This is a genomic window from Oscillospiraceae bacterium, from assembly GCA_035380125.1.
GTDB lineage: Bacteria > Bacillota > Clostridia > Oscillospirales > JAKOTC01 > DAOPZJ01.
In genome coordinates this window covers 106,472-121,839 of sequence record DAOSWV010000001.1, presented here as the reverse complement: position 1 = coordinate 121,839, position 15,368 = coordinate 106,472, and the positions used below count along the sequence as shown (strand labels likewise).

11 protein-coding genes and 3 tRNA genes are annotated in these 15,368 nt (G+C 49.3%); 5 read left to right on the top strand and 9 right to left on the bottom strand.

The features are described 5' to 3' along the window. Positions 1-3 precede the first annotated feature (3 nt). Positions 4-828, top strand: a complete 825-nt coding sequence (gene lgt / locus PK629_00500; protein HOP09950.1) for a prolipoprotein diacylglyceryl transferase — start codon at positions 4-6, stop codon at positions 826-828. An 81-nt stretch (positions 829-909) separates the two neighbouring features. Here the strand turns inward: lgt and PK629_00495 are convergent, their stop codons facing one another. After that, a complete protein-coding gene (locus PK629_00495; GenBank protein HOP09949.1) occupies positions 910-4,767 on the bottom strand; it encodes a glycoside hydrolase family 2 TIM barrel-domain containing protein in 3,858 nt (1,285 codons plus the stop codon). A 262-nt stretch (positions 4,768-5,029) separates the two neighbouring features. On the opposite strand from PK629_00495, the gene PK629_00490 reads away from it, so the two are divergent. Then, positions 5,030-6,310 carry an iron-containing alcohol dehydrogenase gene (locus PK629_00490; GenBank protein HOP09948.1) on the top strand — a complete coding sequence of 427 codons (1,281 nt, stop codon included), beginning with the start codon at positions 5,030-5,032 and terminating at the stop codon, positions 6,308-6,310. A 50-nt stretch (positions 6,311-6,360) separates the two neighbouring features. Here PK629_00490 and PK629_00485 read toward each other — a convergent pair whose 3' ends face one another. The 4 genes from PK629_00485 to PK629_00470 all read right to left on the bottom strand — a co-directional run bounded on the left by PK629_00485 (position 6,361) and on the right by PK629_00470 (position 8,662). Further along, a complete protein-coding gene (locus PK629_00485) occupies positions 6,361-7,173 on the bottom strand; it encodes a leucine-rich repeat protein (GenBank protein ID HOP09947.1) in 813 nt (270 codons plus the stop codon). 79 nt (positions 7,174-7,252) lie between these two features. Further along, on the bottom strand, positions 7,253-7,636 hold the full coding sequence (locus PK629_00480) for a zinc-ribbon domain-containing protein (protein ID HOP09946.1): 384 nt from the start codon (positions 7,634-7,636) through the stop codon (positions 7,253-7,255). Between the two features lie 29 nt (positions 7,637-7,665). Then, on the bottom strand, positions 7,666-8,031 hold the full coding sequence (locus PK629_00475; protein ID HOP09945.1) for a zinc-ribbon domain-containing protein: 366 nt from the start codon (positions 8,029-8,031) through the stop codon (positions 7,666-7,668). 133 nt (positions 8,032-8,164) lie between these two features. After that, positions 8,165-8,662 carry a zinc ribbon domain-containing protein gene (locus tag PK629_00470; protein ID HOP09944.1) on the bottom strand — a complete coding sequence of 166 codons (498 nt, stop codon included), beginning with the start codon at positions 8,660-8,662 and terminating at the stop codon, positions 8,165-8,167. A 145-nt stretch (positions 8,663-8,807) separates the two neighbouring features. Here PK629_00470 and PK629_00465 point away from each other — a divergent pair, with 145 nt between their 5' ends. Next, complete coding sequence (locus tag PK629_00465; GenBank protein HOP09943.1) at positions 8,808-9,737, top strand: 1-phosphofructokinase family hexose kinase; 930 nt, start codon at positions 8,808-8,810, stop codon at positions 9,735-9,737. 216 nt (positions 9,738-9,953) lie between these two features. On the opposite strand, the gene PK629_00460 is transcribed toward PK629_00465, so the two are convergent. The 4 genes from PK629_00460 to PK629_00445 form a co-directional block, all read right to left on the bottom strand. After that, positions 9,954-12,248, bottom strand: a complete 2,295-nt coding sequence (locus PK629_00460; protein HOP09942.1) for a hypothetical protein — start codon at positions 12,246-12,248, stop codon at positions 9,954-9,956. Positions 12,249-12,362: 114 nt separating this feature from the next. Beyond that, positions 12,363-13,733 carry an MATE family efflux transporter gene (locus PK629_00455; GenBank protein HOP09941.1) on the bottom strand — a complete coding sequence of 457 codons (1,371 nt, stop codon included), beginning with the start codon at positions 13,731-13,733 and terminating at the stop codon, positions 12,363-12,365. Between the two features lie 161 nt (positions 13,734-13,894). Next, positions 13,895-14,698 (bottom strand): NYN domain-containing protein, encoded by an 804-nt coding sequence (locus PK629_00450; GenBank protein HOP09940.1) that lies wholly within the window; start codon positions 14,696-14,698, stop codon positions 13,895-13,897. Between the two features lie 43 nt (positions 14,699-14,741). After that, positions 14,742-14,818: transfer RNA gene (locus tag PK629_00445), tRNA-Arg, on the bottom strand. Positions 14,819-15,042: 224 nt separating this feature from the next. Here PK629_00445 and PK629_00440 point away from each other — a divergent pair. Next, positions 15,043-15,118 (top strand) — tRNA-Thr (locus PK629_00440). A gap of 35 nt (positions 15,119-15,153) precedes the next feature. After that, positions 15,154-15,239 (top strand) — tRNA-Tyr (locus PK629_00435). The last annotated feature ends 129 nt before the right edge of the window (positions 15,240-15,368 follow it).

Below are 15,368 nucleotides of genomic sequence, written 5' to 3'. Positions count from 1 at the left end.
AATATGAGCAGCAGATATTTCATCGAAAACCTGTTTGGAATCGAGGGTTGGAATGTCGCCTGGTACGGATTGATTCTGGGCCTCGGCATCGTCGCGGGTCTGTTTGCGGCGGGATTTGAAGTCAGGCGGCAAAAACTGAAAACAGACATCCTCTTCGACTTTACGCTGTGGGCGCTGCCGCTTGCGATTATCGGGGCAAGGGCGTATTACGTCATTTTCGAGTGGTCTGTATATAAAGACAACCCGATCACCGCGCTCTTTATCTGGAAGGGCGGATTGGCCATCTACGGTGCTGTCATCGGCGGATTTCTGGCCGCCGCGATCTTTACCCGCCGCAGCAAATTCCCGCTGTTCCGGTTCGTCGACATTGTCATACCCGGTTTGATTCTGGGACAGGCCATCGGCAGATGGGGCAATTTCGTCAATCAGGAGGCCTTCGGCGAATTGATTACGAATCCGAAACTGCAGTTTTTCCCGCTCGCGGTATATATTCAACAACTCGGTGAATGGCACCAGGCCACCTTCTTTTACGAGAGCGTTTGGAATCTGCTGGTATTTTTGGCTTTGATTTTGTCGCGCAAAAAGGCTAAATTTTACGGTCAGCTGCTGGCCGAATACTTCATCGGGTACGGCTTCGGACGATTTTGGATTGAAGGACTCCGCACCGACAGCTTATATCTGTTCCCCGGTCTGCGCGTTTCACAGGCGTTATCGTTGATATTGGTTCTTGTGGGTGTTCTAATGATTGTGTTCCACAAAAAACTTTTCCCGCCGCCCAAAGAATATACGGGGAAATACCTTATCACACAGGAGAAAAAAGAACTATAAAAGTAGGGGCGGCCCCATGTGGCCGCCCGTTATTATTTATTGAATTTTCAAGCGACCACATGAAGTCACCCGTTAAATCACCTAAGCCCCGTTGCCGACCGTCAGGAAATCGAAGTCGCACTCCGGACGGCGCAGAATATTGCGCCAGCTGATTTTAAACGCGCCCGCCCCATCTTTGGGTTGATACCGTACCAGAATATGATTCAATCCGCCCTCGAGTTCCAGGTCGGCAAAAGTCGCCGAACCGGAGACATTTACGCTGCCTTTTTGCTGCGAATTGATCCAGAGTGTCACTTCGCCGTTCGCCTCGACGTCGGCAAAGGTCTGCGCGCCGGGATCGGGGACGCCGATGTTGCTTCCGAGATTTTTACGTGCCGCAGGTGAATAAAGCGTGAAATAAATCAAAGTATCGCCTGCGACAGTGTAACTGCCTTCGGGATGATCTTTCTCCTCGAATTGCGCTGCCGCCAAAATCGGCATTGTCAACATGCGCTCGGTCAGATATTTCGTATAATGCAACGCTTCTTCCGGTGAAAACTGTGCGGTCGGAATTGTGAAAACGCGCTCCGGGAAACCCTTGCTGCCGCCCTCGTTTTCGATGTTTCCGTCGAATAAAATGCCGGCGTCGGTCTTTTGACCGAGGTTTCGCATCAATAAATTTTCAAAGCGTCCGAAACGTTCACGTTTTTCAGAGTTAAAGTCGAAGGTCGAAAGCCAGATTACAGCGCCGTTGTATTTGAGCTTAGCGGCTAAAATGTTAGGCTTTTCGTCATTTTGATAACAATAATGCATCGCACAATAGGATCGCAGCAGTTCAGCACGGTTATTATACTTGTACAGCGGTGTCATGCAATTTTGCGGACAGGTCTCGACCAGCGGCTCCAATCCTTTCACCGGTTGAATCATGTATTTCGCCACGGGGATGTTCTCACTGTCGGGGCTGCAGTAACTGACCCGTTCCATGCCGCACAAATCCTCATTCGAAATGCCGGAAAGTTCGGGACTATCTCCGCTTCGCACACCGCTGTAGATCCCGTCGGGGTCTTCATCCAACGCAATTGAAATACCGGTCTTCTCAGAGATGGTCTCGGCCATCTTTTTATCCACACGGAAAATGATGAATTCATCTCCCCGCCGCATCCCCGACAACGCTGCCGCTGCTTCTACGAGGCTGTCGAGTACCTTCGGAGTTTTTCTCACGACATCCGTTTCTTCGGCACATTTGAGCATATTGAAAATCAACTGCTTTGCCGCCGGAATCTCGTTATATTTATCGGTCACGCGCATCTGGCAGGCAATCACCCTGCCCTTGCCGACGGTGGTTTCGAACAGCGGTGTAAGAGATAGATCGCCGTCGCCGAAATCGCCCTCTCCGCTGTCCAGAATCGGCTTGATGAAGGTTCCGTCGTCTTTTTGATACATCTTCAGCGCCACGAAGGCGTCACCCGAGATCAACGTATAGGGATCCTCGGACCACATCGCCAGATCGGCATTTTCAATTCCTTCGGTCAAAACCGTATCAAACGACCGGATAAATGCCGTCTGCACCGGTTTTTGCACCAGTTTCACGCCGGGCATCGGCGAGACGCGCTGCTCGAAAATCAAAACGCTCCCGCCTTTTTCCGCAAAGGTTTTTATCGTTTGATTGAGTCCGCTTCCCGCTTCAACGGCGTCTTTTTCGATAATGAGTGTGCCGAATCCGTCAAGGGTCTGCGGGTTATATTCAAATGCCGCGCCGATTTCGGTTAAGAGTTGCTTGAAATATCCGCCGCCGATAACCGCAACCCTATTTTTCGGCGTGAACACTTTCGGATTTGCAATTCGAATCGGTTTTTCACGGCACTCCATTGTCCGAAGACCTTTTTTAATTTTCAGAACCTGTGTGAACGCTCCGTACTTATTCACCGGTTTTAAGGTGAAGTTCAGTTTTTGTGTCTCACCGCGCTCTATCTTGATTTTACAGCGATACCGTCTTTTCACAATTGAACCGCGTTTGAGTTCACAGATAAAAGTGCCTTTGATTTCCCGTTTGGTGTCGTTGACAATATAGATTTCCCGCTCAATCGGCGCATTGGGATAATAACCGCTTCTGCGGCTTCGGTCGATGGCCGCCAAAGGTCGGAACGCCTGTTCGACGTCCTCCGTTCCGGGCTGGGTGATATAACCCTTTCCGGCATTTTTCGTCCAATAATCGAACTCGCTGACGCCCTCTTTGGCAAACAGCGGCTTCATACCGGACGTTGTAAAATCTTTATATGTAAAGGTCTTCTCTTTGTGGGGGCGCAGATTCATGTGGCAGGACATATTCCAGGGACCGAGGCAGCAGACGCCGTTTGCGCGGGCGTCTTCGACGATATAGGCAAGGTCTTTGGTCGCAGCCGCCACCATCCGGTCATATTCGCGCCAGGCGTCGTCGCCGATGAACTGCAGCGTGTTATTATGGCCGATATAATGATACAGACACATCTCACCGCTGTTGAGCGGTCTGGTTTTATCCCACCAGCCGGTCCCCGCCGCGTCTTTGCCGTAATGCCGGCTTAACATCTCCTGCGTGGTCTCATCCCACATGGAACTGTCGCCCTCGTGATAAGCCGGGCGGGTCGGATCGAGTTCGTTAAAAAGCGCTCTGATTTTCGGGGCTTCACACTTCATCAGCTCGGTGGAACAACCGGTCCAGCGCAGCTCATTGCCGCAGCTGTACAACAGCACGCTGGGATGGTTTTTTTCGCGTTTTACCAGATCGCGTACATGCTGCTGCCCATTTTTCCAATACCGAATATCCGCAGCGGCCTGTCCGCTGCCGCTGCCGTGCATATTGGTCTCGCTGGTGATATAAATACCGGCCTCGTCGGCCATGTCTAAAATCAATTCCGGATGCGGATGCGTGTGCAGGCGGGAGTGATTCATGTTATAATCACGCATCATGCCGAACCATTTCCCGATCCAGCCGCGTGTATAAGAAAACGGCGTGCCCTTGTGCCCGAAGTCGGAGAACAGATGCAGCGGATGGCCGTTCAGCATCAGGTTTTCGCCTTCGAGCCAGACCTCACGGAAACCGAAGCGCTCGGTCATGTGATCGATTTCCTTTTCCTCGGAAATGAGTGCGGTGCGAATGTAATACAGATTCGGTTTAAAGGTATCCCAGAGTTTTGGATTTTCCCACGGTACCGAAATCTCCGCTTCGGCCTCCGAATTCGCCTCGACAATCCCCGCAACTTCCGGTATCTGAATCGCTTTGCCGTCGATAACCGGTCTCAAGGTCAGTTTTTGCGTGTTGCCCGTCGTGTTTTTAACCGTATACTTCAGCTTCAGCGTCTTTTCCCGCACCGAGGTCATAATCGTGAGATCGTCGATATAGACGTCACCCTTTTCGATCAGCCAGACATCCCGCTGGATGCCGCGCATTTTATTGGTGAGCCAGTTTCCCGTTCCGTGGAGCGAATCCCCATTTTCATCCCGCTCGTAATCGTCCAAAAAGATGGCCAATTCGTTTTTCCCGTCAATGACAAACGGGGTGATGTCGACCTCGGTAGGCAGCGTATATTCATGGCTGACGGCCGCATTTTTTCCGTTTATGTAAATCGTCGCAGTTGGACCGACGGCCTCGGCGATAAAAAAGTACCGCCTGCCGGTCTGCGGCTTCAAATCGAATACTCGGCGTACCCATACCCGGGTTGCGGCACACCATTCCGCCGGATAACCGAACGCGTCAAACAGATTCTCGGTGTCGGATTCACCCACAATGTCGGGATTTTGGCTGTAATACTTTTCTCCCGGCTTTTTTACCGCATCGTAGGGTTTATTGTAAAACGAGGGGACGAGATACTTCCCCTCCAGCCACCCTTCGATTGGTACTTTTGCGAAGGAAGCATCATCATAAACAGGCAGGATATCCCACCAGCCGTTTAAACAGATTTTTTCATCAAAGCGATAAATCATAAAATGCCTCCCCCGCACAGTTTAGAATAGCGAATCGCACAGCTTTTCGCGTTTTATCCGCCCGTCCCTAAAAAAGAGGTTGGGAAACACGGATAAAATAGAACAACACTATTTTGGTGTGCTTTTTCTTGATAATTTTACACAGATGTCTATTTTTTGTCAAGGGTTTTCTTCAGATCCGTCATTTGACAGCGCTTAACGGCGATGCTATAATTTTTCAGACGCGGGATGCGTCAAATTTTACTATGACGAGGCGTAAAAAATGGATCTTCAGGCTCTGTTGAAAGACATGAAAAACTGCCCGTGCGGCAAAACACATACGTTTAACACACAATTTTGCGAAATCGGCAGCGGATTAACCGCCAAAACCGGTGAAATTCTTGAAAAAGCAAATTTCGACAAAAAGATACTGCTGGTCGCTGACCGCAATACGCTGGCAGCGGCGGACGGAATTCTGGATGCGTTAAAAAACTCCGGCTTTATCATCAAACAATTTATCTACAACGACCAGAAATACGCGAATGCCGAACAGGTCGACGAAGTCGAGGCACTCTGCGCCGACATCGGCTCGATCATTTCGGTCGGCACCGGCTCACTCAACGATATCTGCCGGGTCGCGGCGTTCCGTAAGAATAAACAATACTGTATTTTCGCAACCGCGCCCTCGATGGACGGCTTCGCCTCCGACACTGCGCCGATCGTCAAAGACAATTATAAGACCTCCTGGCAGGCCAAACAACCCGAGGTCATCATCGGCGACACCAAAATCCTCGCCGCTTCCCCGACGATTTTGAAATCCGCCGGGTTCGGCGATGTGATGGCAAAATATCTTGCGCTGGTGGAATGGAAAATCGGAAACATCGTTGCCGGAGAATATTACTGTGACAACGTCGCGGGACTCGTCAGAGAGGCGCTGCGGCGCATTACGGCCCTGTGCGACCATGTCACCGATAACGATGAGCAAACCGCGGGGAAGATCATGGAAGTCCTGGTTCTGACGGGCCTTGCGATGAAACTCACCGGAAACTCCCGCCCCGCCGCCGGTTCCGAACACGTCGTCTCGCATTTCTGGGAATGTAAGAAGATCGTCAAAGGCATCTGGCCGGATTTTCACGGGCGTAAAGTGGGCGTCGCCACCGTATTGATCAACCGGATGTTCCGCCAAATCGCTGCCGATTATCCCGAAATCGAAACCCATGCCGACAACCCCGACTGGGAGGCGATCAAAAAGGCATACGGCCCCGCACTGGTTGACTCGATGCTCGCCGAAAACAATCCGAGCATCATCGACGGGATTGAACCGGCGCATCTGAAAGCGTGCTGGCCGGAAATTCGCAATCTGGTTTTAACCGAACTTCCGACCGATGAACATCTGGTGGATATGATGAAGCGCGCGGGCGCGGCAATCACTCCCGAAGAGGTGCATGTAGACGCACAATTACTGCACGACGCCCTGAAATACCACCCCTATATGCGCCGCCGCCTGCTGCTTTCGCGCCTGCTGCCGATGACGAACGTCGACATTGATCAATACATTAAATAATCATAAATCATGTAAAAGGCGGGTGAAAACCCGCCTTTTTGATTGAATATTTAAGAAAATAACCAAATCGGTGTAAAAATCGCATTTATAAATATTGCCACAATAGGCAATCCTCTGTTTTGCCTTATTTTGTTTTCATCTATCCCTTCACTAATTGCTTTATTTATTTTTATAAGGGTGATGACACCAAAAATAAACCCTAAAAACGGAATCCATGACGTACAGATAGAAGCGATCGCCCAGGCATGTGTATGATTAAACGCCTGTTGTTCTTTAATCGCTTGATTATACTGTTTATTTTTTTCGATTATTTCATATTCTCGGCTCCATAAAAGATCCCCGTTGGAATTTCGAATAACCTGTAGATTCGGACATCTCCCTAAGATTTCTTCTCTTGTGGATGAATCTGTAATATCACGTCTTTTTCCGGTACTGTCCCTGAAAAATCGAGGCATAACAATGGCTTTCAGATTTACACTCTCATCGAAAATCCAAAATCCTAAATCGGAAACGCTGTCCGGAATAGTAATAGAAACAAGCGAGTTACATCTTTCAAAGGTCTTGTTTTCAATAATTCTAACACTATCCGGAATTATAATTTCGAAAACCGGAAGATTTGAGAAAACGCCGTGAATGAGTTTAACAACCGTGTCGGGTATAACAGGAGTGGCAGAAGCGCCGTTATATTGACAGAGCAATCCGGCACGAACCACAAACGTATCCTTTCCGTTCCCACCAAAATCATTATTTTCATATTTTATCGTGAAAACGGTTCCGCAATAAGGACATGTGGTAGCGCTTTTACTTCTGTCAACTCGTAAAACCGCGTTACAATTCGTACATGTTGCACTGACAAACTGCATAAATACACCTCTTCATATCCGCATTTTATAGCAAATATTTGCAGGTGTCAACCATTTTTTGTATAAAACGTTAATGCCATTAATTCCAATAATAAGGATAGGAAACGGCAAAGGTGAACAGCCCGACGATAACCAAGAAATAGACCACCCAGAAAACCGACATGACAATCCCTACGATTAAGCCGACTTTCGACATGATCCGTCCGGCTTTGACCATACCGTTCTCAATGCCCATCTCCGCGGCTTCCCGCGCTTTGTTTTGGCCGATGATGCCGAAAATAAAACCGAGCGGCAGCTGGCATACCACCACCGCCACAATGCCCCAGACCAGCGCCGAAACCGAAGCCCCTTTGGTTTCCGGAGACATCGCGGGGGCAGAACCGGGTTGCCCCCTCCGTGCACCGCAATAGGTGCAGAATTGAACGTTATCGGCAATCTCCCTGCCGCAGTTGCTGCAATACATAAAATCCCTCCGAATGAAAAACTACCGAATTAATAATATGAATATGTGTTTGAACAAACACCAATCCAGTACAAAGAAGAGATCGCCCCTAAAACGATTCCGATAATCGACATGATCTTTCCGGCCCTGGCCATTCCGGTTGTCATACCGAGTTCTTCCGCCAAACGATATTTATTCATGCCCACAATACCCACGATAAATCCCAGCGGCAGTTGGCAGGTTACCAGCGCAACAATACCCCAAACCATCGCCGAAATCGCAGCGCCTTTGGCACCCGGAGAGACGTTCGAAGATGTATAATAATCTGACTGTTGGTATGAGGTTGTTTGTGCGCCGCAATAAGTGCAGAAAACGGACCCGTCCCGAATCTCTTTCCCACAGTTTTCACAGAACATAAAAACACCTTCCTTCAGATACTTATTTTATAGATTCTTTGTGAATATGTCAATGTATAACATTTAAGATAAAAGAATACACGCAGAAACTCTGCGCGTATTCTATGTTTGCTATGAAATTCTTAAGGAATTATCAATACCAATAATCGTAATAGCCTGAATAAGTGCTTGCGGCAACAATAGCAATAATAGCCGCAACGATCCAGTAGATCGTCCAAATGATGCCCGCGATTAAGCCGATAATTGCTAAAACCTTACCTGTGATCGTCATGCCGTTTTTGACACCCAGCCGCTGAGCCGTTTTTGCTTTATTAATCCCCACGATGCCGAACACAAATCCCAAAATCGGAACAGCGCACAAAACAAACGAGAGGATGCCCCAAACCAGTGCCGCCGTGGCTGCGCTTTTTCCTTCCGGAGATTCCATGGGAGCCGGCGCATATCCGGGCTGCTGATAGGCGGGCTGTTGATAGGTGGGCTGCTGATAGGCCGGTTGTTGATAAGTGGGCTGTTGATAGGCCGGCTGCTGGGGCTGCTGTACCTGCTGCTGCGGAGTTCCAGTCTGTGCGCCGCAATAGGTGCAGAATGTGGCGTTATCGGGAATTTCTTTGCCGCAATTCTTGCAGAACATATGTACTCCTCCTTTTTCCTTTCGGTTATATAAATATTATAAGGGGCGAATAAAAATATGTCAATATTATGTTTAAATTTTTACATTCTTGAACATAAAACGATGTTATGTTAAAATACCATTTGAAACGGAGGAGTTTTTATTCATGATCACCGTACTTTGCGCAAACCCCTGCATCGATAAGACTTTAAAGTTATCGGAAGCGATTCCCGGCGGTACTAATCGAGTTGAAAAAACCATCCGCAGTATCGGCGGAAAGGGCATCAACGTAGCTGCAGCGGCTAAAAATCTCGGCCTTGACGTGCGCTGTCTTTACTTCTCGCACGAGGAAGGCGGCTCAGCCGTCTCCGCTTTCTTACAGGAAAAAGGGATTGAGAGCCGGTCCGTTCCGGTTTCCGGACGACTGCGTGAAAACATCAAGATATTTGAACAAAACAGCAAACAGCTGACCGAATTCAATGAAGGCGGCAACCCGCTCACCGAATCGGATTCGAAAAAGATGCTCGAACTGGCCACCGAAGCGCTCAAAGACAGCGATATCTTCGTGCTCTCGGGCAGCATTCCCCCGGGTATTGAGGCCGAACTGTATGCCGAGATTATCGCACAAGCCAACTTTTGCGGCGTGCGCACGATTTTGGACACCGACGGCGAGGCGATGTTTCAGGGTATCCGAGCTGTTCCGTTCTTGTTGAAGCCCAACAAGGCCGAACTTGGGCGTATTTTCGGAAGGCCGCTGTCCGGTTCGGGAGAAGTTGCCTTGGCGACAAAGCACCTGCTGGATGAGGGCATCGCCTATGTCTGTGCCTCAATGGGCGGAGACGGCGCGCTGCTGGCCTGCCGCGACGGGATTTTCTTATGTGACGCGCTCGACGTCCCGGTCAAAGGCACCGTCGGAACCGGCGACAGCATGGTCGCGGGTATCTGCAAAGCGCTGATCGAGAACGGCGAGCCCGATAAAATCCTGATTTACGGCTGTGCGGCGGCGCACGCCTCGGTGATTCATGAAGGCACAACTCCCTGCACCAAGGCCGATTTTGAGAAATTTATCCCCGAACTGGCGGTCATAAAAATGTAATCCTTCACGAATAAATTTTGTCATCCTGAGCGAGAAGAATTGCTTCCCCGCGCAATTCTTCCTGAGGAAAATCCATGGATTTTCCTTTGAAGTCAGAAGGATCTCAGTACGCAGAATCCGGTGGAACATTACCCGGAAACTGTATTATACCGAGATTCCTCCAGAGCGTCACGAAGGGACGCTTTTGTGCCTCGGAATGACAATTTTATTTTATAATCACATTTTTTCAAAGGCGAACCGGACAGTCTCGTGCTCGGATTTGAATTCCACCCTGCGGGTGGCGATCACGCAGTCGTCGGTTTTGGTTTTAACGGTGTGTAAACCGCTGTAATCTGTCGGTTTCCAACCCTTCGGAATCCGAATCCACAGAAGACCGTTTTCACCGATGGGACGCGTGCAGGTGATTGTGAGGGTTTTTGCGTCTTCATCCCAGCAAACATCCTCAACCTCGACCGCGCCTTGCAGGACGTGCATATCGGTGGATAAAAACCACGGGTACTCGCGTACCGGTGCAATCCGGTAAACTTTAACGGAACGCGGCGGAACAGAAGCAGTGAGATCATTCGAGATTTTGCCGCAGTATCGGGCGTTCCAAAAATCGAATAAGGTATATTCGCCGCTGTATAACCCCGCTTTTTCAAGCGGCAGCTCAACAGAAAGCGGCTCGTCCCCTAAATTGATCAGCCCTACGATTACATAGGATTCCCAGTCCTTTTCGACGGGCAGCACAAAGACCTTAGGATAATCGGGATAATCCGTGTCAAAAAGATCGGCGGCGACGGCGCTTCGGTCATACTGCGGCAGCACCTTTTTGATCATGGCCAGCCGCTCATCGTCGATGGTGGCGATGTCGTCCCCAAGCATCACAGGACCCGAAGAAAGTGCAAATAAGCTGGCGACAATCTCGGCCTCGCTGTGGGGAACAGGTTTATCGACGGTCATGACGTTAAACACGTCGTTATAATAAAGCCGCCGGTCTGTGAAAAAGCTTGCCGCGAAAGACCACAGTACTTTTTTCAATAATTCAAAATCGTCCACCATGAACATGGCCGGATAAAACAACATCTCGCGATACAGCGGGCGTCCTTCGCCGAAGTCCGGGCCGACGCGTACGGCATCCACACAGCCGATATGCTGAAGCGTTGTGCCTGTGGAGGAGAGCAGCCAGGTGTCGGCGCCCGCAGCCTCCCGAATGGCTTTCAGGCCATTGCGGTAAACCTCGGGACCTTTAACCATGCTCGTATCACAATATTCGTCATACGGAAAATGCCCGGGTGTGCTGCCCGAGGCGACGTGCAGAAAATCGATCATATAGTAGCGCACGCCTAACCGGTGCAGTTCGGTAAAGACCTCTTTCAAAAAGGCAATGGCTTTCGGGTTGCTGGGGTCGAGCGCGTTGAAACAGACCCGCTCTTCCGGCGGCAGGGTCTGCGAAAGCCCGTAACCCAGCCGATACCCGTTGTTGAAAGCCACACCATCTTTTTTTAACAAACAATCCTTCATCCGTTCTGCGGTGGGAGAAAGTTTGTCGGGTACCCAGAAGGGTGCGATCCAAAACCCGGGCTGCATCTTTTTTTCGTGAATCCGCTCAAAAAGCCATTCCCAGCCGTGCGGGAAACGCTCGCGGTTATAGTCAAGCCAGTTGCCCGGCACCATGTCTTTGTAATTGGCGATGCTCATCCAGATGTTTTTAACGCCGAAACCGTGTAGTTTTTGCTCAATCGCCGCGATGTTTTCGACAACAAGGTCTTCATACAACTCCTGCGTAAAGCCGCAGCGCCAAGTCCAGCCGCCGATCCAACCGATTGAGGGCGTTGGATTGAAGACCGGCTGATAGTGTCGTGCAACCCGCTCCGCCCAATGCTCAGCAGCCGCAAATGGGTCGGTCTCTACTGCGATATACAGCGTTTCGCTGTTTTGAACCCCGCCGGGTAACAGCGAAAAGCCCTCGAAATCACAATGAAGAGCGCTCGTGATTTTCCCCTGTGAAAGGGTCAGTTCTCCGGCGGTCGTGACGCGGTCAAAGGTCAGAAAACACAGTGGAATGCTTTTTCGGGTCTCCCGGCTGAACAGGAGAGAAAATGTCTTGGAGAAGACGTTTTCCCCCTCCCGCAGAGCGCGGACGTCATTTTCCAGCACCCAACCCGATTGTTTCAAAACAGCCGGATTTCCGCCGTCCAATGCGATTTCACCGGAAAAGAGCGTGCATTTTCCCAATACGACCGGCATTGCGGAACGGTTTTCGATCTTCATCTGCAGGGTAATAAATCCCGCTTCGGTATAATACCGGGCTGTGAGTGTGAGTAAAAGGGCAGAAGTCTCCATGCTGCCGGTATAGTTCGTGTATGCACCTTCAACGGGGTCAATACCATTCTCGGTCCGCATCTTATCGGATTCCCATTTTATTTGCCTTCCCCCGACCTCCAGCGAGATGCCGGAAGTCAGCGAACATCCGTTTTGGACAAAGCCCCAGCCGTTGTGTCTCATATACAATTTGCTGTTTTCAACCATATAGATTACTCCTTCAGCGCTTTATACCGAACTCATCATAGCACAAAGCAGATGGCTGTATCAACACTGAAATATATAAAAAAGACAGGCGTTGACCTGTCTTTTTGTTCTGTATTATGATGCTTCCTTTGCAGGTATTTTGATGATGGTCATCTTTTTCCACTTGCCGGTCAAATAATAGATCAAACTGATAATGGCGCCGACCGTTGTCGCCACCGGCCCGCCGGCACCCATACCCAGCAGCCCATAACCGAGTGTAATACCCAAAATATACGAGGCCGGAATTCGGGCAAGCAGCGAAGCAACCGCAGCGCAAAACAGCGAAAAGCCCGTATGCCCAGAACCGATGAACAAACCCATAAAGCTGAACTGGAACGGTACCAGCAGATAGTCGAAACTGAAGCTGCGCAGATACTGCACACCGCTTGCGATCATCTCCGGGTCGTTGTCGAACAGGACCAAAAACGCCTCCGGGAACAGCTGAACCAAAACGAAAATAACGACACTGATCGACATCGAGATCAGCATGCCGATCCCCATGGTCTTTTTGGCGCGTCCGATCTCTCCCGCGCCGATGTTCTGGGCGCTCATTGCCGAAATCGAAGAACTCATCGCAATCGCCGGCAGAATCGCAAATCCGTTCAGTTTTGCGACTGCACCGACCGCCGCAGAAGCCGTGACGCCGAGGGTGTTGACCAACGCTGTCAAAAACAGAAACGAGAAGCTGACCAAAGTATTCTGCACCGAGGTCGGTATCCCGATTTTTAAAATCATTTTCATACGGTCGGGATGGAACCCGAAGGATTTGAGTTTAAAGTCAAAGATAAAATCGTTCTTTTTCAGGTAAATAACACACAGGAACATACTGATAGCCTGAGAGATGACGGTCGCGATTGCGGCGCCTGCCGCACCCATTTTGAAACCTGCGACGAGAATCAAATCCCCGATCACGTTGATACCGCAGGCAATGGCGACGAAAATCAACGGATTTCGGCTGTCGCCCATGCCGCGCATCACCGCACTGAGTGCATTATAACCGAAAATGAAAACAGTCCCGATCATCGTGATGGCGAAATAGCTGTTCGCCTCGGAAAAGGACTCCTGCGGCGTCTGAATCAATTTTAATAACGGAACCTTTAAAACCAGCATCACTGCGGTCATCACAACCGCCAAAACGCCCAGTGTTGTAAACAATGTGCCGATGGTCTCTTTGATCTCCTGCCGTTTTCCGGCGCCCAAATACTGCGCGATCAATACCGTTCCGCCGACCGAGAGGCCGAGTACCAAATTGGTGATCAGCAGCGTGACTTGACTTCCGATATTGACGCCGGACATGCTGGCGGTTCCGGAAAACTGCCCCACAATAATCATATCGGCGACCGAATATAAAGTTTGAATAAAATTAGACAATAAAAAAGGCAGCGCAAATTGAATCAGCTGCTTTCCGACATGTCCCTGTACGAGGTTGGTCTCAAGTTTCGGCATAGTTATGGCTACTTTCACACTTTTTAGAGTTTTGTCTGATAAATCACTTTTTCCAAAAGAAAGGACAAAACCGTTAAATTTGAATATCTATTTTTAATATTTATATCTTTGTTAATAAGAGGGGCGGATGCTCCGTTTTTGCGGAGTATCCGCCCTTCCTCTTAATTTTGCGCGGGCTCAAGCCCGTCGCGTTTTACCAATTCCCAGTTGACGGCAAGTGTCGTAATCGGATTCCCGTCGATCTTATCTTTCTTTTGAAAGATATATCCCTTTTTCATCAGGGCCTTTAATGCTGTTTGGACCTTTGAATACTGAACGTGATTAATCCCTGAGATTGTCTGTACGGTCTTATTAAAAGACAAAACCATTTTTTTGTTCTGACTCTCGAGATATTTGAAATTTTTCAAAATCATCTCGTAATAAGTTGCGAGCGGATCGGCTACGGGGGGTTTTTCGACTTCGACGCTCCAATCCGAAATGGATTGCAGCTGTTTGCTGAATGCACCCTTTACCGCGTAAATCCCGACCTCTTTGTTACATCTGTTCTTTAAAAAACGTGCCGCCGAGGAAAAATGACCGTCACCGGTGAAAATGATAAAAACTTCGGCGCTGCTGGGATCAAAGGCGCGCTGGTAGATCAAATCGAGCATGATAAAATCGGTAAAATCTTTTTTATAATGGCTCGTATTCTGGGTCTGAACAATCATATTGGTGACTTCTCTGATTTTTGATATCTCGTTCTGCATGCCCTGTACCGAAAAATCGGCAAAAAAAGTCATTTCGCGGACGTCATATTTGGTATTCAATTCCTTGCTCCAATTCTTGATGTCCGGTTTAATGCCATACAGTTTCTCGAGTGAGATGTACCAGTGTTCAAAATCCACAAATACCGCTGCCGACCGTTTTTCACCGCTTGATCGCTTTTCGGCGCCGAATATTTTGGACCATATTCCTATTTCGTTCACCTCCTTTTCGATTGAATAAAAGCCCGGCCTTCTGCCGAGCTTTTGGCACGCCCGAGGGGATTCGAACCCATGGCCTACTGGTTCGTAGCCAGTCACTCTATCCAGCTGAGCTACGGGCGCATATATCGCGGCGGTCTCCCGCCGACAGTTTTTTATTATAGCACGGATTTACTCTTTGTCAAGCGGTTCACGTTCGAATTTTCAGGAAATGAATTTTTACTTTTTAATACCGGAATTCGATGTGAAATGCAAGCGACGCGAAAATTTTACTTACAAAAAAATTGCCATTAAATATTGACAAGGAAAATCGGTTGTGCTATTATAGTCAGGCGTCGCGGCGCTTTGCTGGTGTAGCTCAGTCGGTAGAGCAGCTGATTTGTAATCAGCAGGTCGGGGGTTCAAATCCGTCCACCAGCTCCAGCGGGCTCTGCTCGCGCCAAAACCGAATACCGTATGGGGGAATTCCCGAGTGGCCAAAGGGGGCAGACTGTAAATCTGTTACGTGATCGTTTCGGTGGTTCGAATCCACCTTCCCCCACCAAAACAAAAGAGCACCTTCAGGTGTTCTTTTTGTTTTGGTATGAGATTTTAAAGTGGATTCGAACCAGGGCCGTAACGCAAGCGATGCTTGCGTCTGAATGATGTGCGACTAAAAAGGAGCAAATTCGGA